Here is a 23,736-nt window from a genome sequence, read left to right on the forward strand (position 1 = left end):
GGGCCTTCTCTGACGATGCCACCCTTTCCCCTCCCTCTCAGCTCTGCTTACTCACAACAACCAGAACCGTGTCACATTTTGAATAATTACCACGAATATTGATGAAATACCTATCTCGTTATATAGTTGAACTGTCGCCATTTTTTAGTATGTTTAATATATTTTCACTATTCTTATAATAGCGATGTTCAGAATGGTTACCAAGGTAGTTGAAGGGATGGGTTTTTATGAAGAAGAAAATTTACTTTAATCATGATGGCGGTGTGGATGATTTAATTTCTCTGTTTTTGCTGTTGAAAATGGAGAATGTGGAGTTAACTGGTGTAGGGGTTATCCCTGCTGATTGTTATTTGGAGCCTGCAACATATGCAAGCAGGAAAATTATTGACCGATTTGGTTATAGCGGCATTGATGTGGCGATGTCAGATTCTCGGGGAAAGAATCCGTTTCCGAAGGATTGGCGGATGCACGCTTTCTATGTGGATGCCCTTCCGATTTTGAATGAATCTGGCAAGATAATGACGGCTGTTTCAGGTAAACCGGCACATCTTCATTTAGTGGAGACTCTCCAGTCAACAGAAGGGAAAACCACCTTGCTGTTCACAGGTCCATTAAGTGATCTTGCGTGTGCTTTAGATTATGCTCCTGAGGTAGAGGAAAAGATTGAACGTTTAGTTTGGATGGGCGGGACTTTCCTGGAAGAAGGGAATGTGCATGAGCCGGAGCATGACGGAACGGCGGAATGGAATGCTTATTGGGACCCAGAGGCCGCTGCTCGTGTTTGGAAGAGCGGGATTGAGATAGAGCTTGTAGCACTGGAAAGCACGAACCAGGTTCCGTTAACTTTGGATGTTAGGGAACGCTGGGCATCTGAGCGAAAGTATATTGGCGTTGATTTTCTCGGTCAGTGCTATGCGATGGTACCTCCGCTCGTCCATTTCTCGACCAATTCAACCTACTACCTTTGGGATGTCCTGACGACTGCCTTCGTTGGAAATCGTGACCTTGTTAAGGTAAAGACTCTTAAAAGCATGGTCCATACGGATGGGCCTAGCCAGGGTCGCACAGAGGAAACAATTGATGGAAGACCCGTTCATATCGTTTATGACGTCAACCGTGATGCATTTTTCGACTACATAACTGATTTAGCGAAAAAAGATCCAAGGGTGACAAACAAATGATTAATAAGAAAAGAGTCATCATAGACACCGATACGGCTGGCGATGATACGATTGCCATCTTGACTGCCCTTCATTATTTCAAGGTGGAAGGAATTATGATAACGGGCGGCAATGTGCAATTTGACCAGCAGGTTGAAAATGCCCTCTATACAATCCAAGTGGGTGGAAAAGGCGGTCAAGTGCCTGTTTACAAAGGCTGTGAGTGTCCTATCATGGGAGTTGGAGAGCAAACGCACCGAACTGTTGAGGACGTTCATGGAAAAGACGGAATGGGTGATTCCTTTTTCGAAAAGGCGATTCAAGCTCCTGAAGAAGGACATGCAGTCGACTTTCTCATTGAAACGATTCATAAGTATCCAGGAGACATACATTTATTAGCCATTGCACCGTTGACAAATATTGCGATGGCCATCAAGAAGGATCCCACGATCATTCCGAAAATCCCCCATTTATCTATCATGGGAGGAACCAATAATGCACTTGGAAATATTACTCCAAGTGCAGAATATAACTTCTGGGTCGACCCGGAAGCAGCGCGGATAGTCCTTCATTCAGGCATCCCGATTACCATGGTCGGCTGGGAAATGTGTACGCAATATTCGATTATGGACGACGATGATCATTTAGATATAGAGGCACTGCAGACTAAGGGATCAACCTTCTTCAAGGATATCAACAAGGTTGTCATGAAATTCAATAAAAAGGTACATAAACTGAGCGGAACGACACATCCAGATACTCTTCTAGTTGCAGTTGCAGCGAATGAAGCGATTATGACAACATCCAATCGTTATCATGTAGATGTGGAGATTAATGGGGAATTAACAAGAGGATACAGCCTCGTTGATATTAACAATCGGCTGGGGCGGACAAAAAATGTCCGAGTTTGCGAGGCAATTAACCGCCCTGCTTTTAAGGAAATGCTGTTAGAGGTATTGAGAACGATAGATTAATAGAAAAGCGCCGGAAGGCATCAATCCTCCCAGCGCTTTTCTTTTTCACCCCCGGCTCTCCACATTAAAATACCGGGCATCCGGATGCGAAAACACAAGTACCGACACGGAAGCTTCGGGCTCCATCATGCATCCTTCTGTAAGATGGATGCCGATGTCCTCCGGCTTCAAAAGGCCAAATAGCTTTTCTTGATCTTCAAGATTCGGGCATGCCGGATAGCCAAATGAATAGCGCTGGCCTGTGTATTTGGCACTAAAGCGCTCCTTCATCGTCATGTCTATGGAGTCATGGATTCCCCAGGTATCCCGCATGATATGATGGAGCCGTTCGGCGAATCCTTCTGCTGCTTCAAGTGCGAGAGCCTGGATAATATGGCTCTTTAAATATTCTCCGTCCCGCTTCCATTGATCAGCGATTTCCTTGACTCCCTTGCCGCTCGTGACAATCATGAAGCCGACATGATCACGTATATTTGCTTCTTCATCCGCCACATAATCAGCCAGACACAGATACGGATTCTTCCGTTGTCGCGGGAAGGTAAAGCTTTCAATGACCTGGGTCCTGCTTTCGTCTGAGTAGATTTTCAGTTCATTGCCTTTACTTGCCGCAGGGTAGAACCGATAGGCAGCATGCAGCTTAATCAAGTCTTGTTCAACAATTTCATTGACAATGGATAGCAGGTTCATCACTTTTGGGTCTTCCTCAGCAATCAGCTTATCAATATTGCCTTTTAAGCCGAAATGGTGTCCAAAAAGCATTTGCTTATTGATATATGGATATACTTGCTTCAGCGGATAGTCTCGCAGAATATGGCGTTCTAAGTCCTCCGGTACTGGCGGACTTAACTGGTCCTGCACCGTCTTAAGAGGTGTTTCAGCACTCTCAATGGGTGCTGCCTTAACCGCCTCAGGTTCTGTCGTTTTTCGTTGCTCCCCTACTATTTCCTTGAGGAAATCTGCTTGTTTTTCTTGGTCATGCAGCTGGTTTACAAGATCAAGGCCTTTCATGGCATCCTTCGCATATACGACGGGTCCAGTATATTCTGGAGCAATCTTATTTGTGGTAAATTTCCTCGTTAAGGCTGCGCCGCCGACAATGATTGGCGTATTAATTCCAGCCTCTTTCAAGTCTTGTGCCGTTATGACCATTTGCTGGGCTGATTTCACAAGCAGACCGGATAAACCGATGATGGTTGGATGTTCCTTTCTTACTGCCTCGATAAGGGTTTGAGGAGTTACCTTGATGCCGAGGTCCACAACTTCATATCCATTATTGCTTAAGATAATGTCAACGAGGTTCTTCCCAATATCATGAACATCCCCCTTCACGGTTGCGAGCACCATTTTGCCCTTAACAGTCTTATCACCGGACGTTGTCATCAGCGGTTCAAGCTGGGAGACAGCTGCTTTCATTGCTTCTGCACTTTGAAGTACCTCAGCAACGATGAGCTGATTATCATTGAACAACTCGCCAACCTTGGCCATCCCCGCCATTAGCGGCCCATTGATAATATCAAGAGGGGCCATTCCTTCTGTGAGAGCTTCATCAATATCCTCCTTCAGTCCCTCCTTCGTTCCTTCAATGATATATTCAGGAAGGCGCTCAAGAAGCGGCAGCTTTTCCTTCTGCTCTTTTTCCACCGGTTTCTTCGTACGGTAAAATTCCACGAATTTCGAGAGCGTTTCATCAGAATTATGAAATAGCAAGTCTTCTGAAAGCTTGATTTCCTCCTCAGGTATGAGGGCAAACCTTTGCAGATTCTCTGTATTGACGATGGCATAGTCAAGCCCAGCCTTCGTGCAGTGATACAAATAGACGGCATTCAACACTTCCCTTCCTTCAGAAGGAAGCCCAAAAGAAACGTTGCTGATTCCGAGGATGGTGAGTGTACCTGGGAACTCCTTCTTGATGGCAGCTAATCCTTCAACTGTTTCGGCAGCTCCATTTCGATATTGCTCATCTCCCGTTCCAACTGGGAAGACGAGTGGATCAAAGATAATATCCTCCGGATGAATTCCATATTTCTTCGTCAATAACTCATAGGAACGACGGGCAACCTCAAGCTTTCGTGCAGCACTTACCCCCATCCCCTTCTCATCAATCGTTCCGACGACAAGGGCTGCGCCATATTGTTTCGCCAGCGGAATGATACTCTCAAATCGCTCTTCCCCGTCCTCAAGATTGATGGAGTTGATGATGGCCTTCCCTTGGGAATAGCGGAGTGCTCGTTCAATGACGGCTTCATCTGTTGAATCAATCACAAAGGGAACCTTCACTTTATTGGCGACAACCTTCATGAATTGCTCCATATCCTCTACCTCATCGCTGTCAGGGTCAGCCAGACAGACATCAATGACATGCGCTCCCTTTTTCACCTGTGCGCGGGCAATTTCGGCAGCCTCTTCAAAGGCCCTTTCTTTAATAAGCCGTTTGAATTTACGTGATCCAATAACATTGGTCCGTTCTCCAACAAATAATGGGCGCATGGAATCGTCATAGGTCAGCGCTTCAATTCCTGAGAGCATATGCTTCATTTGAGGCTCCGGTGCTCTGCGGGGCTCAATCCCTTTGACTGCTTCGGCAATAGCCCGAATATGATCTGGGTTCGTACCGCAGCATCCGCCGACAAGATTGATCCATCCTTTTTCCGCGAATTGCTTGATTTTCTTAGATAAGGATTGCGGCGTTTCATTGTACTGCCCGTTCTCATCTGGCAGCCCTGCATTTGGGTAACAGCTGACAGCACTTGGCGTCAGCTCGGATAAACTGCGCAGATGCTCGGCCATGAATTCTGGACCTGTTGCACAATTAAGCCCAATCGCCAATGGATTCATATGGGCGGACGATATATAAAATGAATCGATCGTTTGTCCGGCAAGTGTTGTTCCCATTGGCTCAATCGTCCCTGATAGAATCAGCGGAAGCTCTCTCCCTTTTGAGACGAAGGCATTCTGCATTCCGATATACGCAGCCTTTACATTCAGCATATCCTGGCTGGTCTCAAGGAGGAGCAGATCAACTCCGCCGTCAATTAAGCCCCTCACCTGGGTTTCATAGGATTCGACGAGCGTCTCAAATGTCGTTCCTCCGGTTACAGATAAGGTCTTGGTTGTCGGTCCCATTGAGCCGGCTACAAAGCGGGTCCCGTCTTCTGTTCCGAGACCATCGACAGCCTCTCTCGCAAGCTGGGCTGATTTCACATTCAACTCATAGGCAAGATGGCTTAATCCATATTCATCTAGGACAATCGGTGTCGCACCGAATGTATTCGTCTCGATAATGTCAGCTCCCGCAAGCAAATACTGCTCATGGATGGTTCGAATTGCATCCGGTCTTGTGATGGACAAATATTCATTGCACCCATCATATTCCTCCCCTCCAAAATCCGCTTCCGTCAGATTAAGTGCCTGGATCATCGTTCCCATTGCCCCATCAAGGATGACAATTCTCTCATTCAGTAAATCTCTTAATTTATGTGAATTCATTGTTCAAACACATCCCCGCTTATGACTGATTTCTTCGTGCTGGCGTATGCCACAAGTTCTCCGCTTAATTCATATCTCATAAAAGGTGTAATAATATAATGTCCGTTAAAATATTCTGCCGCCGCATCCAAAAGCTCCTTAGAAATGGCGAGACTTTCCCTCATCGATGCCTCCGCATCTGTTCCTGCCTTTTCCATTGCACGCAGCACAGGCTCCGGCAAGGTAATTCCCGGCACCTCATTATGCAGGAACGAGGCATTCCGGTAACTCGTCAGCGGCATAATCCCAATAAAGATCGGGGCTTTAATATGCCTGGTCGCTTCATAAACTTCCCGAATTTTCTCGACGGAAAATACCGGCTGCGTGAGGAAATAATCCGCTCCCGCCTGGATTTTCTTCTCCATTCTCACAACAGCCTTATCCACATATTTTACATTTGGATTGAAAGCCGCAGCCACCTCGAAATTCGTCTGTCCGCCCAGCGATTTCCCCGAATAGGAAATACCCGCATTGAACTGTTTGACTAATGAAATCAAGTCAATGGAAGACAAGTCATAGACAGAGGTTGCACCTGGAAAATCACCGATTTTCGAGGGATCTCCCGTTACAATTAGGACCTCATTAAGCCCTATTGTGTGCATCCCCATTAAATGAGATTGCAAGCCAATGAGGTTGTGGTCGCGGCACGTCAAATGGACAAGTGGATTCTTCTTCAGCTCAGCCTTCAGCAAGGAAGCAATCGCGACGTTTGATATGCGAGGGGAGGCCAGAGAGTTATCCGCTAGCGTAATGGCATCAGCCCCCATCTCGTGCAAATATCGACTCCCCTTCATGAACTCTTCCACTCCAAGCGTTTTCGGCGGATCCAATTCTACGAGAATAGCAGGCCCTTTCTTCACCTTCCCTAAAATCGTCTCTTTATCCGGCTGTCGAAAATCATAGGTGTAGACATGGGATTTTCGGCTGATGACCTCCTTCTTTTCTGTCAAAGGCACAAGACCAAGAATCCCCTTTTTAATGGCCCGTACATGGGCGGGCGTTGTCCCGCAGCAGCCGCCAATTAACCGCACACCCTGTTCCACGAGCTGTTTCGCTGCGCTGACAAAATAATCTGCATCAGTCGAGTAAACATAACGGCCATCCGTAAAGTCGGGCAGACTCGCATTAGGATAGGCAGAGTAGAAGGCATCTTCTCTTAATGGCACCTCCTCGAATGAACGAATCATATGGTAGGGCCCCATACGGCAATTTAACCCAATGATATCGACTCCTTTTCCTTTGATCAGGTCAAAGGCATCCTTCACCTGCATGCCATTTTGAAGCAGGCCGACTTCATGCAAGGAAATATTGGCGACAATCGGTAAATTCGTTTGCTTTCTTGCTATCTCAAGGACATGTAATAATTCCTCTAGGTCATAATAGGTTTCCAGGATTAGACCGTCCGGCTCTTCTAGAAGAAGCGCATCCAGCTGCTCTTTGAAATAGGTCCCAATCTCCGTCAAGCTTAGCTCGGATTTCCGTACGCTGCGTAGCCCGCCTATCGTACCAAGGACATAAACCCGGCCTGCTGCCGCTTCCTTGGCAAGCCTGACTCCCTCCCTGTTTATCCGCTCAACCTCACCTTCAAGTCCGTAGCGCTTCAGCTTATGATAGTTAGCTCCAAATGTATTTGTTTGAATCAGATCGGCACCTGCTTCTATATATTCCTTATGTAATTCGGCAATCCGTTCTGGATTGGTGAGATTTAATTCCTCATAGCATGTATCTATCCCAAAGGAATAGAGCAATGTACCGCTCGCTCCATCTCCAACAAGGATTTCCCCCTTAAGTCTCTCTAGTAAACGCATCATTTCCCCTCCCCTTGAGTATGCAGATGGATGTCCGATTATAAAGAAAGAGCCTTTCAAAAATGAAGGCCCCAGTTATGTACGGCACTCATCTTTCAAGCTAAGCTTGCTGGATTTAGCACCTTGGACACTGTTTGTCCAGGTTGCTGAGGTTTCGCAGGGCCAGTCCCTCCGCCTCTCTAGATAAGAAAATATTGGATTGTTTATTAAATTTACTACAAATTTTCAGTAATTTCAATTTATTTAGAAGATTATTCTCAAAAAGTTACCCCTCTCCCATATTTGGGTAATAAGGGAATGAGGTGAATGATGTATGAAGGATTTCGTTTCAAAGCAATTTAAAGAACCAAAGGGGTTGATTGGAAAAGCAGCAGGCAAGGTCATGGCAGTTGAAAATGGCGTATTATATGATTGGACCTTCAAGGAGCTCGGATTGGTAAATGGAGATAAAGTACTCGAGATTGGATTTGGCCCAGGTGAGGGGCTGCATATGCTTCTCTCTTCCTTCCCGAAATGCCGTCTTGATGGCTTTGATCCATCACAGGCAATGATAGACTTGGCCAAAGAGCGAAATGAAGACTCCCTGAAAAGCGGGCGTCTCACCATCACGCTTGGAACAGCTTTAGATGTACCATTAGAGAATCAATATAACCGTATATACAGCGTTAACAGTTTCCCTATGTGGGAAGAAAAAGAAACCTCCCTCAGCCGTTTGCATGCCCTTTTGACAACTGGAGGAAGCCTCACCATCACCGTCCAGCCCCGGCAAAAGGATGCCACCATCAAACACGCTGCCAAGCTCTCCCTCGAGATTTCGTCACTCATGAAAAGGACTGGATTCCATTCCATCAGAACAAATGAAATGGAGCTGAAACCATGTACCGCTGTTTCCGTCAGCGGGATAAAAGGGGACTAAGCTATTTTAATAAAGATTGTAAGAGGCACCCTAAAAGTCAGAATTAAAATCTACCTTTTGGGGTGTTCGATTATCACGAACTAATCAGCTATTGGATATGATTCTTATCAATCAGTTAATAACTCAGTCTTATACGTAGACCGAATATTTACCGGTATTTTATTAAAAATGTGAAGGGGAATTCCCCTTTCACACTTTTAAAGTGTGTATGGAATCTCCAATATTAAATAAAAAAATGGGGTAAGTTGGTTCGTAAACAAACTCCATCCAGCCCTCTGGAATGTGTATCTCTTTCATCACATATATTAATTCCTATGAAGTATTCTTCACTTAATTGGTTTTCTACTAACATTCTTAATTTAAGACCCATTTTATCTGAGAATCCTAAGTCAGTATAATTCGCTTCTATATTCTCTCCCCTTAGTCCGGTTTATTCAGTAAAATACTGCTGCCCTTACTAATTAAACCACATGTAACGAAACTGCTCTATTTGTCCAATAAGACATCAGTAAAAAAAGCGTCAATCCTTCTTGATACGAATAGGTAAGGGTTTAAAGTTATCGCTCCCTTTTCCCCTCGTTCACACCGTACGTGCAACTTTCATCGCATACGGCGTTCCAACTAATCCAATTCGTTCATTTCTATGTGTAGGCAAGATGTTTTGTATAAATCAGATTGCTCCATTGTTACATTGCTTACGCAATGCGTTGACTTTTTCTTTTTGCTTTTTGGTTATTTTTAACGCTTTTACTAAGCAATTAATTTTCTCGCGGTCTTTCAGATGTACGAGACGATGTATGGATTCATGAAGTACGATAAGATTCGCATATGAATCATCTTTTGTAAGATGATAGGGTGTTTTATGATGGCAATGCCAATCGGTTAATCCTAGTTCCATTCCTGTAACCGCACATTTCCCATATTGGGCTATGAATCTACTGATTCGATTGTCATTGTATTCTATCGTACGATTGGGAATAAACTGTTTCATGATGTAACTCAAAACATGCTTATTAATTGCTTTCAGGTTCTTATGAATTTTATCTCTGCCTTCGGCAGTGTAATTACATATATTCTGCGAAAAGCATAAATTCACTTTGTTACGTTGGGCATGTATGGGGACAAATACCATATCTTTAATCTTGTAAAGCCTTGGTTTGTACCCTTCATAGCGTTTTTGTAGCGTTTTAGTCAACTCTTGAAATGTTGCTTCTGTTCTAACGTTTTTTAATCGATTGTGTAACGTCTTACGTAGATGAAAGTTCAGCTCATTTAAGTTTTTCGCTATTTCAGTAGCTACTGAATAGTAATTCTGTATTCCCATCACGACAGTATTGAAATTCCAGACCGTTTGTACACAAGGGTTCTTTTGTATCGCTTTTATGGATTGCTTGATATTGTCGAAAGCATTTTGCTTTGCTTTCTTTGACATATTTGATTTGACTACATATCCCATTCGGGTCTTTCCTTTGCGAAAGACTTTAAATTGAAAACCAAGAAACTCGGACGAGTTTTTCTTTAGGTTGATAACCTTTGATTTTTCTTCACTAGTTTCTAGATGCAGCCTTGTTTTCAAGAAATCCTTTACAGCGTAATTCATTTTCACCGCTTGAGAACGTGTACGGCATAAAATTTTAAAATCGTCCGCATAACGGACGATAAAGCATTCTTTTAATCTGGTCTTTTTAAGTGCTTTATGTTTACTGCCAGTATGCCTATATTGATGATGACTAGTAACCGTTTCCCATTGGCTACTAACCCACCAATCTAGTTCGTTTAAGACGATGTTTGATAAGAGAGGGGATAAAATCCCTCCTTGCGGAGTACCTTTTGTCGGTATTCCTTCTTCTACAATCTTTGCTTTCAGTAGTTTTGAAATAATCGAAAGTAGGGCTTTATCCCGAATGCCTAAAGTCCACATTTGTTTTAATAGCTTTCCATGATTCACATTATCAAAGAAGCCTTTGATATCCACATCCACACAATGATGTAATCCAACCATATTTACAAGATATTCGAATCTTGCTTTCGCATCATGTGTACTTCTATTTGGTCTAAATCCATAGCTGTGCTTATGAAATTTCGCCTCGCAAATCGGCTCTAACACCTGAAGAACACACTGTTGAAAGATTCTATCCCAAATAGTTGGAATACCTAAAGGTCGTACTTTTCCATTTGATTTAGGTATGAATACACGTCTTACTTCTTGTGGTTGATACCATTTAAACATATCTTGAACTTTTCTAATTACTTCTTCTACTGATAAATCTTTAATATCAATAATAGTTAATTGATCTGTTCCAGCCGTTTTACTTCCCGTATTTCTTTTAATATTTCGGTAAGCAAGACGGATATTTTCATCTGAATGCATTAAATCAACTAGCCCATAGAAATTATGACCATTAGCACTTCGAGCATATAATTGGTCAAAACAAGTTTGCATATCATAATACTCGCTGTGTCTCAGTTTCTTCCGTTTCAACAAGTCGGCTGCTCCTTTAGGAGCTGAACCTCTATTAGTCTCACAAGAACCTTATTAACCGATAAAGAACTGCCTTGCATGGTTGAATGATTCTTCTTTAGTCTAGTGGCTATCCCTCCATGTGGATTAGACATTTCATCGGTACTGTGCCACCACTTTCACTGATATAAAGAAGAGTTATACATTCGCTACTCTCACGAATGTTTTCCTCCTCAACGCTTCTTAGGGAGTAAGCCCTCCACGTTACCAGCTTACCATGTTGAGTTATATCTATTATGAAACCAACTTAGGTGCTTCCTCTGAGCCTGTTAACAATCATACGCCTGTAACGTATCATGGACTTTCATATTAGCTAGTTTTACTCATCCACCGTTAACCTCACAGATGGTGAGATACGCATTTCTACGTATTGGGCGTTTAGACCCGTACATTCGGAAGTTCGTCAGCAACCCCATTTCTTCTTGTAAGGCGTTTTGCATTCTCACCATATTGGTTCAACTCAAGCATCATGATTTACACCGCCCCCTCGGGTAAGGCTTTCGTCAGCCGATACTGTTACGGTAAATTCTAACGCCTATTTGCCGAGCTTATAACACAGAAAACCTTACTAGAGTCAGTGCTATTCGACGCAGAGAGAGCCTTTCAGGACGTTACTCCATCATTCGACTCTTCGATATAACCCTTCAATTTCACCAAAGTGAAATTGTCTAACCTTTATCGAGGTAATGTGTCCATTCCTCATTTGAGCTAGAAACATTTCGCACGATCAACGTCCTCATTTGCTGAACCGGAATTTATCCCAGATAGTTTCTTCCACCCAAAAATATCTTTCGTGGGAACACACAGCTAACATACATTTATCATTTTGATAAAACATTAAATCTTCTGGCAGCCCTCCAATCCAATCAAAGATGGAATGACTATGTTCTTTCAAAAACTGCCTTGTAGCATTATTTAATTGGAAGTAATAAACATAGGCTGTATCTTCAAGAAGCATTTGGGTTTCCCACTCTTTTTGGATTCGTCTTTCAATTAGATGCCATTTAATATCGGATATAAGATTGTCAACATAGGCAAGACGCTCTTCTTCAATCTCCATCAATTGTCTATTTTCTACAAAGGCAAAGCGATTGCATTCCCTTGAGAGTATGTCTATTAATTGCCCATAACGCTTCCCCTTTACATTTTCATATATCTCTAACATATCCATCTCATCTCAACATACCATCTCTATTAATAGCTTTTTTCCACAAATTGAAATTGGATTGACATATTACTAGAGAGTCTCATCCAATTTTCGAATCTTTGAGCGGGAAATGAAATATACATTGCCCAAAATATCCATTTTATCTCCCTTTATCCGTATTGCACAATCTTTGTTAGACGCATAAATATTCATTTCTTCCGATAAGGGAGACAGTTCGCTTTGAAGCAATGCAATATTATTTTCAAGATCAAAATGAGACAGGACGGAAAAATCGTCAAGACCGATTCCATCGTAAACAGAGCTCATTTCAACCTTATAGCCCAAGTTTTTCGAACATAACCATTTAGCGGACATATTGATCGCACCAGCGCTTGCACCCATCACAACAGCTCTGCTTTTTATAATTGAATCCGACAATTCATATTCCATTAAAAACTCATTTTGTTTAAGAGTATTACCACCCAACAAGAAAATAACTGAAGCATTTTGAATGACGGATTGGGCCTCTTCTTTCTGTACGCGATAATTAATTAAATGATATTCTTCAAACATAATGCCGGCCTGGTCAAACCACGAGCGTTCAGTAGCCCCATCATCCTCAAAACATAATGGATTCGAACTAATCAAAGCAAGCGATTTTCTATCCATTATATCCTCCTGTAACACCCTCCCTAGATTGTCCGGAAAAAAATGATTAAACCAACCTAAATAATAATGAGTTTTCATAAGTTCCCCCTGTAGCAAAGTGTAAATACCATTCATTTATTGTGTTACTCATTCTATTTTTTTGTTACCAAAACCATTTCCATGCCAAATGAAGGCCTAATCCCAATAATTAAAGATAATGTTCCCAATTCTTTCAGGCTTCCAATAAGCTATTTGCTTCAATTCATCATCATTGAGATTATTTTCATTTTGCACACTATTCTTTTTTGATCCTAACTTCAGTATCACAGGTTCATTCAGTTTCTTTGTATCTAGAACATTATAAAAAGGACTAAATAGTGTAACTAACTCAGGCTCATCAAAAAATACAACCTTCCCGTATTCCACCTTTTTTGCAAAGGCCATGAATGGATAATATGCATTAAGCAATATATGTAAATGTTTATTAAAAACTCTAGCTTCAACATCAAAAAAATTAGTACCCATTTGTGGCCCTTTAAACTCTACTATCACGCCGTTCAGATGGGTTACGAGACTAAAACAGTTCTGCTTAAATTGTATTTCGTCAATTGTTGGCGGTTTTTGATGGTTTGCACTATAAAAACCAGTTATGCCGTTAGGGAGTATCATGTAACAACACCTTCATTATTATTTATTCCTGCTCAATTGAACCATAATGTGTACAGCAATATTAGACTGTCAATAATACTCAGCTTTCAGCTCTTTTATCATGTCTCCATATCTATCTAGCACTCGATCTTTTTCTAAGGTTTTTAGTACTCTACGAAAAACAAATCTTTTATGGGAACAAAATTTTCTATCCAAATCCTAACCTGTTCTATTGTCAGTTCTATTTTTGCACTCATTTTTCACCACATCTCTCATTTTTGCTATATAAATATTTTTTTCTGTTCTTCCACTATAACATCCGTTATTTAAAAGAATTTGAAGCGACAATAATTGCAGCTTTTTGCTACTTTATATAGGTTAATACAAAACAACATAATCCTTTATAAATCAATAGTCCGTTAATTGTTCGAAGAATTGGGCTTGAATGCCATCGTTATGTAGTTAATAAGATAATCTCTATCTTCAGGAAAGCTTAATTCGATAGCATGAAGTTCCTCTAAGTTTTTCCAAGCAATATCATAAATAAGATTATCCGGGTCTTGAATAGTTCTTTTTCCACCAACAATCCTTACTAAGAAATAATGGACTTCTGCTATAATATCAAGATGTTCATAGGTTTTTCTCTTAACCTTAATTTCTTCAATAATTTCACCTAAATACCCTGTTTCTTCGGTTATTTCTCGAAGACAGCACTCTTCGAATGTCTTAACGTGCTTTTTTCCTCCCGATGGAATGGACCACGTTTTACCCTCTTCTGGTTTTCCTTGTAAAACCATTAACAATTGTCCATTTTCATTCATACACACACCTGAAGAACCAAACCATTTTTTCACTTTACAATCCTCCGTCTTTAATGGTTTTGCTTATAAAATTCTATTAATTTTATGAAGTTCCTTCTTCCTCAATCCTGCCGGCTTAGTTGATCAAGATTATGTTTTATCTTATTTTGACAGAAATCTATTTTTATATAAAAAAAAGACCAGACTCTTTTTCTGAAATCCAGCCAAACTTTTTGAATACAAATTATACCTAATCTTATTCTTTCACACACAATCACTAACCTTAATTCTCCAAATCATATGATCATTTCCACTGCCCCAATAATCCCTTAACCGGTATTCAGGGTCTCCAAATTTCTTCTTCCAAATTCTTTGTGCGCGATTATATCCACTATCTAAACAGAATTTCTCAACCCCATTTTTTTGCAACACCTCATAAATTGCCTTCAATAATAGATTCCCCACTCCATTCCTTTGAGAATTAGGATGAACAAATACTGTACCGACCTCAATCAGTCCTTCGTAAGCATTGTTTGTCAATTTTTTTATAAGATTACTTACTGGACCATATTCAATTGACCCAATTATGTTGTCACCGTTAAAAGCAATTAAGAAGAACCTTTTCTCCCCATTGCTTTCAAAATCACTTCTTATATACTCTTTCTTAATGTCTATTTCAGCCTTGATATCATTCCATTTATCCCCTATGCCCTCTTTGATAAACGTATCAGTTATGACTGTTTTAAAAAAATCATTTAACTGGCTGATGTCTTCAGGTTTCGGTCTCCTAATCTCTACATTGAGCATCATAATTCCTCCAAGCTTTCATACATCGTTCAGTAATCTTTCTCATTCATTTATATTCCACATACTAGTTGAACGAACCTGCCAAGCTTTATCGTATCGCAAAATTGATTTCCCTCATATTTTTCATCCAAAGAAAGTAAATCTCCCTCTCAAAAAAAGCCTTCATGTAAACTCAGCAAGAGCTCTGAATGAAGGCTTTTTCAGCTATTTTTTCTTCTTTCCTCCGCGGTATTCCCAGTACTTGAATACCTCTGCCGTAATAATCAGCCAGACACCGCCTGCTGCATAGCCGGCAAGAACATCGCTTGGATAATGGACGCCAAGATAGATTCGGCTATAGCCCATTAATATAATCATCACGGTGCAGACTAAATAGACTGGAAGGCGTATATGCCAGTTCTTCGTCATGCGGGTCGCGATAATCATCAACGCTCCGTACAGAATGAAAGAGGACATGGAATGCCCGCTCGGAAAGCTGAATCCATTCTCAACGACAAGGGGATTCAAGGACGGGCGTTCACGTTGAAAGGTCCATTTCAGGTATTTGTTCACGTAGGCTCCGGATAAGCAGACAAATATGAGGAATGCCGTACTCAAATAATGGCGCTTCCAAATAAACCAGATTGAAAATAGGACTACTAGCACGATGTTTCCCTTAATCGTCCCAAGGCTTGTCAATAAAAGCAGGACATTGGTGCTCATATCGTTGATGCTCCCCTGGACCACTTGGATGATACCTAAATCAAATCGGTGCAGGCTGTCGCCGTCAATTCCCCTGGCAAGATGAACAAAGAGATACGTTAATCCGGCCAGGATTATGAGGGAGATGAGAAGCCTGCCTGCTTTAAATTGCAATCGGCCGCTCCATGGCACAATTAATCACACACCTTACTCTTTTCATAATAAGAAAACTATATGGCCTTGATAATATTTTTCACATGGCTGACAAAGGCATCATATGCTTTCGTTTCATTTTCAAAGCTTTCTCTCTCACCAAAATGAATCTTCTTAGCCTCTAAGTCTACAGTCAAAGTCTGTTTATACTCATACGTGGCATTCCCGATTAAATCAATCCACGTTTTCTCTGGCAGATCGTGAACATGACACTTTACCATCCCTCCTGGATTATAAACATCGAGCAGCACTTCATCCTCAAGATTCTCCTCCCACTTTGTCACAAGGCTGGAAGCAGACATCGCCGTACCGCATGCATTCGTGAAGCCCACCCCGCGTTCATATGTACGTACGAATATACTTTGGTCACCCATTACATTAATAAAGCTCACATTAACGCCATCTGGGAACCATTCATTCTCTCCGTTTACATACTTCGCTATTCTTTCCTGCTTATCCGTCGCAAGAACCTCCTTGCCAACAATGCTGATTAGATGCGGGTTTGGCACGGAAAGAGCGGTGAAAATCAGCTCATCATCCAAGAATGGCAGGCGCTCATGAATGATTTCACCCATATCCGTATTCATGGGCAGAGCTTTCGTGGACTTCAATACAGGAGATATCTCCACTCGATAGGTCGGAATATCCGGGAAGATTTCCGCTTCTTTTCTCACTGCAAGGTCAGCTTTCATCGTTTCAATGACGAGCTGGTTCTTCCCTAGCTTTTCTGAGACATAACGACCTACACAGCGAAGTCCGTTTCCGCACATAGATGCCTCTGTTCCGTCAGAATTAAAGATTCTCATTTTGGCGTCACAGGTGCTTGAGGCTTGTACGAATAAAATTCCGTCCGCTCCCTCCTCTTTCGTCCGCCTGCATACCGCTACAGAAAGCGCGCTCCTCTCTTTTTCGGTGATTGGCAGATTTCCGTTCATCTCATCAATTAAATAAAAGTCATTATTAGAACCGTGTACTTTAATTACCTGAATATCCACAGCTTGTTGCTCCCTTCACTCATATGCTATTCAAAAATTAATTATTCCTCTATTATATGACAAAACCCGATACAAACCATATGATTTTTCCATCAATGATTCTGAGCCTGTAAATAATCTACACAATAGCTGAAAACAATACGCTTCTCATCTTCAGTTGCATTCAAAAAGGTTAGGATCGGCATATTAGCATCAAGGAACCGTCCGCTAGTATAGGCAGGCATCCAGCCGCTATTAAACGCTGCAATAGCTTGCTGATTCCTCGAGTGAGCGATGGAAAAAGCAGCGCTGTGCTCCATTTCCCCTTCATATTGCCTGATGCCATACTCATTCGTAACACCGCTCATTCGCATTTCCTGCCTGTAGACACCAATCCTCCTCTCCTCTGCATCTAGGATGGAGATGGCTCCATTCAGCCCATACTTTACTTTATATTCTGCCAGCATATTCCCCTCATTATCACATAATTGATAGCTTCTCGGCATGAGCAGAAGAAGGGACGCAGGCATAATCCACATCGCTATATTGGTTCGTTTATCCTTTAGACTTCCCGCATAAACCCCGTCACCAGTAAAAAAAATCATATGCAGCGTTGGTGAGGGCAAAAAGGCTATGAATAATTGATTCTCATCCAAAGGGGATGTCGCTCTATTCGTTTCTTCATAGGAGAGCTTACTCTTATTGATCAGATGCATACCAAACCGGTTAAGAGATAGAAGCATCAGGACGAGCAATGGAATAACCCCAATCCCGCTCCATAAATAATGCCCTCTCGTCACATATGCCAACAGCCCGAAACAGGCCACGGAAGCAAGTAAGTAAGCCAAGGATTCTCCGATATAGATCTTCATGATTCGGCTGTAATATTCCTTCGTCGTCATCCATCTTTCACCACCAACTTGTCAGGCTTCACTTTACAGTCATTCTAAGTCTATGTAACATCTAGCAAATTTAGTATTAGAATCTATTAAAAGATTATCACTCGTTCGCAGGTTAAGTGCTTTATTTACTAGAATGTAAAAAAGCAGGTGACATGTATTCACCTGCTTAGCCTGTCCATTATTTAATAAATCGTATAATGAGCGGTATCTGATAATACTCTCCGCTGAACGCTTTAACTGCTGCAATAATCGTAAAGATTAACACATACGCACTGAGCACCCATGCCAGTATGATGCCTATTCCAACAAACACCAGTATAAATGCGATAAGTGTATAGATCGTGTAGCTGATTAAGAAATTAAAATATTCCTTGCAGTGATAGTTTACAAATTCAGAATCATTTCTCTTAAGCAGCCAAATCACGAGCGGACCGAACAAAACGAAAACGAAACTGCTTAAATAGACTGCCCCCGCCCATATTTTATCATTGCTATGTACCATATGATGTCCTCCTCTAGTTGTCTCACTATTAATTACGTTAGATTCCCCTAAATGTTTCAATAAACTTCATACCATTTATCGGAAGGACATACAATGGATGTAAAAGCGCAATCTGAGGAATTAGAAGGGGTGAAAGCTATGTTTGCTGAATGGAAGGCGATGATTCTTGGCGTCATACAGGGATTAACGGAGTTTCTGCCCATCTCGAGCACTGGGCATCTATATATAGGCCGTCATTTGTTTGGATTGGACGAGGCCGGACTGCTCCTTGATACCCTGCTGCACACAGGAACGTTGCTTGCCTTATTAATTTTCTATTGGCAGGAGATTCTTAAACTGCTCCGCAGACCATTCTCGAAAATGACCGGATTATTAATAATCGGGACATTGCCTGCAGTCATAGCCGGAGTTCTCCTAAATGATTTTTTTGAGGAAATTTCAAAGACCGGTGTCACCATTGGATGGGAATTCCTTGCTACAGGACTTATTCTATGGTGGGCAGATATTATGCCGAAGCAATCGAGGGGTATGGAGGACATTACCTATAAGAACGCCTTATTCATCGGAGTTTTTCAAGCTGCTGCCATCTTCCCTGCCATCTCCCGCTCCGGCTTTACGCTTGCCGCTGGTTTAATGAGCGGACTAAATAGGGAAACAGCTGCTTATTTTTCCTTCCTATTATCCATTCCCGTCATTTTCGGAGGAATTCTGTTTAAAGGGGCAGATCTATTGAGCGGGCCTGTTGAGGCAATCAGCTTTAAAGGCTTATTAATTGGGACTTTATGTGCGGCTGTGTTCGGTTATCTGGCTGTTTCCTGGATGATTAAATACATCAAAAATCATTCATTAAAGCCTTTTTCTCTCTACGTCATCACGCTTGGAATCCTCATTCTCTTCCTGCAAACAATCGGTGTTTTTTAATGAACTTTCTTCACAAAAATACACGAAGAAAAATTACGAAAAATGACGAATAAAAACTATTTCCTTTTTGCAAAAATTCTTGTATTATACTTTCAGTAATATAATTTCATAAGAAGCAAAAATTAGGGAAGGCAAATGGTGCGCCACCAGTAATGGTCCTAGTGGGTTCGATTCCCACCCCGAAATTTTTTGATATTACATTAAAAAATTTCGAGGGGAAATCGCAGTTAGCGGCTGCCCTCATACGGAGGCGATCTGTATGTTGAAGAAACGTGAATTATCTGACTGTCCTGTTCTTTTTGATTTAATGACCCATCCCGACGTCTATCCATTTGTTCGTCACAAAACGAAGCAATATGAGGAGTACTTGTTTATCACCAAGCAGACGATTGAAGCAGAGGAACGAGGAGAACTGATCTCCCGCACCATCCTTGATGAATGGGGCAATCCGATAGGGACCATTACACTGTACGATATATCAAACAATGCTGGATTCTTAGGCACTTGGTTAGGGAAGCCGTACCATGGGAAAGGCTTTAACGCTTTGGCTAAACAGCAATTCTTTGATGAATTGTTTTTCACGCTGGATATTGAGACGGTCTTTCTTCGTATTCGGAAGAATAATATCCGATCGTTGAAGGCAGCTTTAAAAATGCCTTACACGGTTGAAGCCAATGAAACACGTTCAGCTTTATATGATGAAATCAATGCAGAAGGACCTATATACGATCTTTTTGAAATCTCAAAGGACCATTTTACTTTGGCCCAAAAGCGGCTTGACACCGAAGTGCCCGCTGAAGTTTCCATATACGGAGCCAAAGAAGCATAAAGCATAAAGAAGGTGTATGACAGGCAAGGCAATCTTGCAGCTCTGTCACACACCTTCTTTACATTTACATAGCGGATATTTTGTTTTTTGCTCGAGCCTGTTCGTACAGCTGCCGAAGTATGTAGGTTTTATACAGTTCAAGCTTCCGGCGTTCAATTGGATGTTTCGTTACACCCATTTCCTTTAATCTAGCCACGTACCAACCCTTCGATCCTATATAAGCCATGTTCTCTCCCCCCAAAAAACCGCTGCTGCAGTCTTTTAAAGATTGTATGGGGCAATATTGGAGAATATTCATCATTTCTTATTTTTCTATTCCCTTTTTCAGAGTATGATAGATACTAGCGAAAAAAAGATTCTATTCGGAGGCTTCATTCATGGTTCAGTCACTATTTACTAAAGAAAAAACATCAAAGATGATGATTGTGTTTCTGCCGATTTTGATTACCCAGCTCGGCTTGTTCGCTATCAGCTTCTTTGACACCTTCATGTCCGGCAAATTCAGCCCCATTGATTTAGCGGGTGTCGCCATTGGAACTTCCCTTTGGGTGCCTATCTATAATGGGTGTTCAGGCATTCTTTTAGCCGTGACTCCAATTGTGGCCCAGCTCTTCGGACAACGGTCAAAGCCCGCACATATTAACCGAGCAGTCATGCAGGCGATCTACCTTTCCCTTATCATGAGTATCCTGCTTATCCTCTTAGGAGCTCTGTTCTTACGTCCAATGCTTGGTCTCATGAATTTAGAGCAGGAGGTCGGACGCATTGCTTTTCAATATTTAGCAGCTCTTTCATTCGGGATTGTTCCACTCTTTGTTTACAACGTACTCAGATGCTTCATTGATGCGCTCGGAAAAACATCCGTTTCCATGTTCATCACGATTGTCACTCTTCCGGTAAATGTCGTGGCCAATTATGCCTTCATTTATGGTAAATTCGGTCTTCCTGCATTCGGAGGGGTCGGGGCAGGCATTGCTTCATCCATCACCTATTGGGTCATCATGCTAATTGCTATTGTGATCACGACAAGAGTGCATCCATTCTCTGAGTATGGATTACTGCGTTCTCTGCCAAAGCCATCACTCAGCGAGTGGGGAAATACAATGAAGATTGGACTTCCGATTGGAATGGCTATCTTTTTTGAAACAAGCATATTTGCTGCTGTCACTCTTTTCATGAGCTCTTATAATACCATTACCATTGCCTCCCACCAGGCGGCTATTAATTTCTCCTCATTCCTCTATATGGTGCCGCTCAGCTTCTCGATGGCCTTAACGATATTAGTCGGTCAGGAAGCAGGGGCCAATCAGCTGAAACGGGCGCGGGAATTCAGCCTGATGGGCATCCTGTTCGCAGTTGGATTTTCCTGTATCAGCGCCATCATACTCTTAGTATTTCGAGATCAAGTGGCTTATTTATACACAAATGATCCAGAGGTAGCTATATTGACGGCGAAGTTCTTGATATTCGCTATCTTCTTCCAGCTATCTGATGCCCTTCAGGCGCCCATACAGGGGGCTTTACGAGGATATAAGGATGTGAATGTGACATTTTTCATGACACTCCTATCCTATTGGGTCATCGGCTTGCCGGCAGGTTATGCACTGGCCAATTACACCGCCCTCGGAGCGTTTGGTTACTGGATTGGCTTAATAACCGGCCTTGCCATCGGTGCTGCTGGGCTGAGTGCTAGACTAATCATTGTTCAGCGCAGGATAAGAAAGACAGCCTAATCAGCAAAAAACTCGCAAGTGCGCATTTGCAGCCTTGCGAGTTTTTTTATCGATATTTAGACAGAACATCCTGTCCGCCTGTTACAGGAATAACTGCTCCTGTAATAAAGTCAGAATCCTCATTGCATAAGAAGGATATCACTCGAGCAATATCTCCTCCAGTACCAGGTCTGCCGACAGGTACAACCTCTGTTTTTTCCTTTCTGTCCGGATGATTCATTTCCTTATATGGAGGGACGATATCGCCAGGGCATACCATATTGACGGTAATGCCATATTCGGCCTCTTCGATGGAAAGTGTCTTGGTCAGAGAGGTCAATCCAGATTTAGCTGCCGCAAACGCTGACCGGTATTTCCAGCCTGGGGCTGTATTTGATTGGTCAAACCCCATGGTGATAATCCGTCCCCATCCATTCTCTCTCATGCGAGGAAGGATGCCGCGCGCTAGGAGAAACATGCTTGTCAGGTTCCCCTGAATCATATATTCCCATTCCTCCACCGTGTATTCTGCCATTGTTTTTCGTTCTTGAATATATGGGCCTGCATTATGTACGAGGATGTCTATGCCTGTACCAATCTGAGCACATTGTTTAAGCAGATTGGCATGAGACTCACGCTTCGCCGCATCATATGGAAGTGCAGCCGCTGTTATTTGATACTTTTCTTCGAGCTCAGCCATAAAGGACTCTGCTCGCTCCCTGCTATGCCGGTATGTTGTAATAATGGAATAGCCGTCCTGCGCTAATCGCTCTGCCGCGACTCGTCCAAGACCGCTTGCCGAACCGGTAATCAAAGCTGTCCGTTTCATCGTCGTATAACCTCCAGACTCATTCACTAGAATACCTTTCCCTTTCTATTATACTGAACATTATGTACATATGACCATGATGATGATTAACGAATAGGGCCCAGTTCGCATATAGTAACTGTAACCCATCCTGCTCTCTTGAAAGTTGAGGTGATACATTGTTCCCTTGGAACCTTTTCCCTAATAACAAGCAGCAAATGCCTGATTGGATGAAATATTTGAATCAATCTGGACTGGAAAAACAAATGGAACAATTGTTATCCATGCTATCACCTGAACAATTCGGGAGCCTGATGAAGCAAGGCTTGTCCAGTGACCAGAGGGAAGAAGCCGAACAAGAGAATGAACAACCCAGCAGGCATAAACCGGAGATATTCGAAACACATGATTATGTATTCGTACGCCTGCCTATACCGGAAGACGAATTGCCTCATCTGAAGCTGTATCATACGAATAATCGCATTATTCTACAGGGCTTGCCGCCCAACCGCGAAGAAAGCTTGACCTATCCCCTGCCATGTCTAGTCAAAAAGAAAGGGGCTAAATCAAGCTATAAAGACGGCATATTAGAAATTATCCTTTTCAAAATCCCTGATACTCAATACTCTGAAATATCCGTGCCTGAATGGTAAGAAACCGTATACGGCAGAGCTTTCCTCTGCCTATCTTTATTTCTCTCCCTGTAAGAATACAAGCCCTTTATCACCTGTTTGCCCCCATATCTCCACTTTGACAAAACGGAGCCTCTTTTGACAATCCAGAATTTCAAGCTTGCCATTCTCAATCTCCATCTTGTGAATCGTTGAGGCATAAAGTCCATTATCGGGACTAACATATAGCGATCCGTGGATCAGTCTGTCATTCGGATTGGCAATCGCCAGGGTAAAATGCTGCAACTTTTGAATATCGAAAATGATATGAGCCTTACCGGTTGATTTAATGAACAGCTCTTTCTTGATGTTCACGTATTCATTTACACTTAAGCTCCCCTTCGTCATTGCCTGGAACTCTCCGATATCCAACCCGGCAATCTCCTTAATGCGCAGCTCTGTCTGGTTATGCGTTTCCTGCATAAAGGAACGTTCTTCCCTCTGCAGCCGGTAGATTTGTCCTTGTTCGTGAACTATCCGGTTATTTTCATGCGTGGCCATCCATCCCCCTCCCCTTCTTTCGAGGATTCCTTACATAGATATATATGGCCTAATCATGAAAAAAAGAC

Annotated in this window: 22 protein-coding genes and 1 riboswitch; of the genes, 7 read left to right on the forward strand and 15 right to left on the reverse strand. The window is 42.2% G+C overall.

Going from position 1 to position 23,736, the window contains the following annotated elements:
- Positions 1-227 precede the first annotated feature (227 nt).
- Together ACY8DX_RS12240 and ACY8DX_RS12245 are read left to right on the forward strand one after the other, a co-directional pair.
- Positions 228-1,181 (forward strand): nucleoside hydrolase, encoded by a 954-nt coding sequence (locus ACY8DX_RS12240; protein ID WP_462405274.1) that lies wholly within the window; start codon positions 228-230, stop codon positions 1,179-1,181.
- Positions 1,178-2,134 (forward strand): nucleoside hydrolase, encoded by a 957-nt coding sequence (locus ACY8DX_RS12245; protein WP_462405275.1) that lies wholly within the window; start codon positions 1,178-1,180, stop codon positions 2,132-2,134. Before ACY8DX_RS12240 ends, ACY8DX_RS12245 begins: the two co-directional genes overlap by 4 nt.
- A gap of 45 nt (positions 2,135-2,179) precedes the next feature.
- On the opposite strand, the gene metH is transcribed toward ACY8DX_RS12245, so the two are convergent.
- Together metH and ACY8DX_RS12255 are read right to left on the reverse strand one after the other, a co-directional pair.
- Positions 2,180-5,620, reverse strand: coding sequence for a methionine synthase (metH, locus tag ACY8DX_RS12250; RefSeq protein ID WP_462405276.1), 3,441 nt, complete (start codon positions 5,618-5,620; stop codon positions 2,180-2,182).
- Entirely contained in the window at positions 5,617-7,467 is a 1,851-nt protein-coding gene (locus ACY8DX_RS12255) for a bifunctional homocysteine S-methyltransferase/methylenetetrahydrofolate reductase (RefSeq protein ID WP_462406935.1), read from the reverse strand. The genes metH and ACY8DX_RS12255 overlap by 4 nt, the downstream gene beginning before the upstream one ends.
- Positions 7,468-7,552: 85 nt before the next feature.
- Positions 7,553-7,657: riboswitch (SAM riboswitch) on the reverse strand.
- Between the two features lie 123 nt (positions 7,658-7,780).
- Between ACY8DX_RS12255 and ACY8DX_RS12260 the strand changes: the two genes are divergently transcribed.
- Positions 7,781-8,383, forward strand: a complete 603-nt coding sequence (locus tag ACY8DX_RS12260; protein WP_049670689.1) for a class I SAM-dependent methyltransferase — start codon at positions 7,781-7,783, stop codon at positions 8,381-8,383.
- Between the two features lie 670 nt (positions 8,384-9,053).
- On the opposite strand, the gene ltrA is transcribed toward ACY8DX_RS12260, so the two are convergent.
- The 10 genes from ltrA to ACY8DX_RS12310 form a co-directional block, all read right to left on the reverse strand.
- Positions 9,054-10,865 carry a group II intron reverse transcriptase/maturase gene (gene ltrA, locus ACY8DX_RS12265; protein WP_462406936.1) on the reverse strand — a complete coding sequence of 604 codons (1,812 nt, stop codon included), beginning with the start codon at positions 10,863-10,865 and terminating at the stop codon, positions 9,054-9,056.
- Positions 10,866-11,640: 775 nt separating this feature from the next.
- Positions 11,641-12,069 (reverse strand): stage III sporulation protein AH, encoded by a 429-nt coding sequence (locus ACY8DX_RS12270; RefSeq protein WP_156185593.1) that lies wholly within the window; start codon positions 12,067-12,069, stop codon positions 11,641-11,643.
- A 72-nt stretch (positions 12,070-12,141) separates the two neighbouring features.
- Positions 12,142-12,798, reverse strand: coding sequence for a Type 1 glutamine amidotransferase-like domain-containing protein (locus ACY8DX_RS12275; protein WP_462405277.1), 657 nt, complete (start codon positions 12,796-12,798; stop codon positions 12,142-12,144).
- A gap of 96 nt (positions 12,799-12,894) precedes the next feature.
- Positions 12,895-13,368, reverse strand: a complete 474-nt coding sequence (locus ACY8DX_RS12280; RefSeq protein WP_462405278.1) for a hypothetical protein — start codon at positions 13,366-13,368, stop codon at positions 12,895-12,897.
- Positions 13,369-13,766: 398 nt separating this feature from the next.
- On the reverse strand, positions 13,767-14,201 hold the full coding sequence (locus ACY8DX_RS12285) for an NUDIX hydrolase (protein WP_462405279.1): 435 nt from the start codon (positions 14,199-14,201) through the stop codon (positions 13,767-13,769).
- Between the two features lie 210 nt (positions 14,202-14,411).
- On the reverse strand, positions 14,412-14,954 hold the full coding sequence (locus ACY8DX_RS12290) for a GNAT family N-acetyltransferase (protein WP_462406937.1): 543 nt from the start codon (positions 14,952-14,954) through the stop codon (positions 14,412-14,414).
- A 204-nt stretch (positions 14,955-15,158) separates the two neighbouring features.
- Entirely contained in the window at positions 15,159-15,809 is a 651-nt protein-coding gene (locus tag ACY8DX_RS12295; protein WP_462405280.1) for a phosphatase PAP2 family protein, read from the reverse strand.
- Positions 15,810-15,865: 56 nt separating this feature from the next.
- Positions 15,866-16,843, reverse strand: a complete 978-nt coding sequence (gene dapF / locus ACY8DX_RS12300; RefSeq protein ID WP_462405281.1) for a diaminopimelate epimerase — start codon at positions 16,841-16,843, stop codon at positions 15,866-15,868.
- A gap of 92 nt (positions 16,844-16,935) precedes the next feature.
- Positions 16,936-17,724, reverse strand: a complete 789-nt coding sequence (locus tag ACY8DX_RS12305) for a hypothetical protein (RefSeq protein ID WP_462405282.1) — start codon at positions 17,722-17,724, stop codon at positions 16,936-16,938.
- A gap of 178 nt (positions 17,725-17,902) precedes the next feature.
- Positions 17,903-18,226 carry a DUF4870 domain-containing protein gene (locus tag ACY8DX_RS12310; RefSeq protein WP_049670677.1) on the reverse strand — a complete coding sequence of 108 codons (324 nt, stop codon included), beginning with the start codon at positions 18,224-18,226 and terminating at the stop codon, positions 17,903-17,905.
- 138 nt (positions 18,227-18,364) lie between these two features.
- On the opposite strand from ACY8DX_RS12310, the gene ACY8DX_RS12315 reads away from it, so the two are divergent.
- Both ACY8DX_RS12315 and ACY8DX_RS12320 read left to right on the forward strand, forming a co-directional pair.
- Complete coding sequence (locus tag ACY8DX_RS12315; RefSeq protein WP_462406938.1) at positions 18,365-19,147, forward strand: undecaprenyl-diphosphate phosphatase; 783 nt, start codon at positions 18,365-18,367, stop codon at positions 19,145-19,147.
- Positions 19,148-19,406: 259 nt separating this feature from the next.
- Positions 19,407-19,976, forward strand: a complete 570-nt coding sequence (locus tag ACY8DX_RS12320) for a GNAT family N-acetyltransferase (RefSeq protein WP_049670676.1) — start codon at positions 19,407-19,409, stop codon at positions 19,974-19,976.
- A gap of 64 nt (positions 19,977-20,040) precedes the next feature.
- Here the strand turns inward: ACY8DX_RS12320 and ACY8DX_RS12325 are convergent, their stop codons facing one another.
- Positions 20,041-20,202, reverse strand: a complete 162-nt coding sequence (locus ACY8DX_RS12325) for a YflJ family protein (RefSeq protein WP_082197084.1) — start codon at positions 20,200-20,202, stop codon at positions 20,041-20,043.
- Between the two features lie 151 nt (positions 20,203-20,353).
- Between ACY8DX_RS12325 and ACY8DX_RS12330 the strand changes: the two genes are divergently transcribed.
- Positions 20,354-21,709 carry an MATE family efflux transporter gene (locus ACY8DX_RS12330; RefSeq protein WP_439802905.1) on the forward strand — a complete coding sequence of 452 codons (1,356 nt, stop codon included), beginning with the start codon at positions 20,354-20,356 and terminating at the stop codon, positions 21,707-21,709.
- Between the two features lie 46 nt (positions 21,710-21,755).
- On the opposite strand, the gene ACY8DX_RS12335 is transcribed toward ACY8DX_RS12330, so the two are convergent.
- Complete coding sequence (locus ACY8DX_RS12335; protein WP_462405283.1) at positions 21,756-22,517, reverse strand: SDR family oxidoreductase; 762 nt, start codon at positions 22,515-22,517, stop codon at positions 21,756-21,758.
- Positions 22,518-22,726: 209 nt separating this feature from the next.
- Here ACY8DX_RS12335 and ACY8DX_RS12340 point away from each other — a divergent pair, with 209 nt between their 5' ends.
- On the forward strand, positions 22,727-23,149 hold the full coding sequence (locus ACY8DX_RS12340) for an Hsp20/alpha crystallin family protein (protein WP_462405284.1): 423 nt from the start codon (positions 22,727-22,729) through the stop codon (positions 23,147-23,149).
- A 36-nt stretch (positions 23,150-23,185) separates the two neighbouring features.
- Here the strand turns inward: ACY8DX_RS12340 and ACY8DX_RS12345 are convergent, their stop codons facing one another.
- A complete protein-coding gene (locus ACY8DX_RS12345) occupies positions 23,186-23,668 on the reverse strand; it encodes a hypothetical protein (RefSeq protein WP_049670672.1) in 483 nt (160 codons plus the stop codon).
- Between the last annotated feature and the right edge of the window lie 68 nt (positions 23,669-23,736).

This window comes from Gracilibacillus sp. Marseille-QA3620 (assembly GCF_054950035.1).

Bases quoted from the DNA above. Each gene is read 5' to 3' on its own strand.
- ACY8DX_RS12335 (WP_462405283.1), bottom strand. From the start codon at position 22,517: ATGAAACGGACAGCTTTGATTACCGGTTCGGCAAGCGGTCTTGGACGA.
- ACY8DX_RS12280 (WP_462405278.1), bottom strand. From the start codon at position 13,368: ATGATACTCCCTAACGGCATAACTGGTTTTTATAGTGCAAACCATCAA.
- ACY8DX_RS12315 (WP_462406938.1), top strand. From the start codon at position 18,365: ATGTTTGCTGAATGGAAGGCGATGATTCTTGGCGTCATACAGGGATTA.
- ACY8DX_RS12275 (WP_462405277.1), bottom strand. From the start codon at position 12,798: ATGAAAACTCATTATTATTTAGGTTGGTTTAATCATTTTTTTCCGGAC.
- ACY8DX_RS12310 (WP_049670677.1), bottom strand. From the start codon at position 18,226: ATGGTACATAGCAATGATAAAATATGGGCGGGGGCAGTCTATTTAAGC.
- ACY8DX_RS12340 (WP_462405284.1), top strand. From the start codon at position 22,727: ATGAAATATTTGAATCAATCTGGACTGGAAAAACAAATGGAACAATTG.
- ACY8DX_RS12345 (WP_049670672.1), bottom strand. From the start codon at position 23,668: ATGGCCACGCATGAAAATAACCGGATAGTTCACGAACAAGGACAAATC.
- ACY8DX_RS12270 (WP_156185593.1), bottom strand. From the start codon at position 12,069: ATGTTAGAGATATATGAAAATGTAAAGGGGAAGCGTTATGGGCAATTA.
- metH (WP_462405276.1), bottom strand. From the start codon at position 5,620: ATGAATTCACATAAATTAAGAGATTTACTGAATGAGAGAATTGTCATC.
- ACY8DX_RS12260 (WP_049670689.1), top strand. From the start codon at position 7,781: ATGAAGGATTTCGTTTCAAAGCAATTTAAAGAACCAAAGGGGTTGATT.
- ACY8DX_RS12290 (WP_462406937.1), bottom strand. From the start codon at position 14,954: ATGCTCAATGTAGAGATTAGGAGACCGAAACCTGAAGACATCAGCCAG.
- ACY8DX_RS12245 (WP_462405275.1), top strand. From the start codon at position 1,178: ATGATTAATAAGAAAAGAGTCATCATAGACACCGATACGGCTGGCGAT.
- ACY8DX_RS12240 (WP_462405274.1), top strand. From the start codon at position 228: ATGAAGAAGAAAATTTACTTTAATCATGATGGCGGTGTGGATGATTTA.
- ACY8DX_RS12255 (WP_462406935.1), bottom strand. From the start codon at position 7,467: ATGCGTTTACTAGAGAGACTTAAGGGGGAAATCCTTGTTGGAGATGGA.
- ACY8DX_RS12325 (WP_082197084.1), bottom strand. From the start codon at position 20,202: ATGGCTTATATAGGATCGAAGGGTTGGTACGTGGCTAGATTAAAGGAA.
- ACY8DX_RS12320 (WP_049670676.1), top strand. From the start codon at position 19,407: ATGTTGAAGAAACGTGAATTATCTGACTGTCCTGTTCTTTTTGATTTA.
- ACY8DX_RS12305 (WP_462405282.1), bottom strand. From the start codon at position 17,724: ATGACGACGAAGGAATATTACAGCCGAATCATGAAGATCTATATCGGA.
- ACY8DX_RS12330 (WP_439802905.1), top strand. From the start codon at position 20,354: ATGGTTCAGTCACTATTTACTAAAGAAAAAACATCAAAGATGATGATT.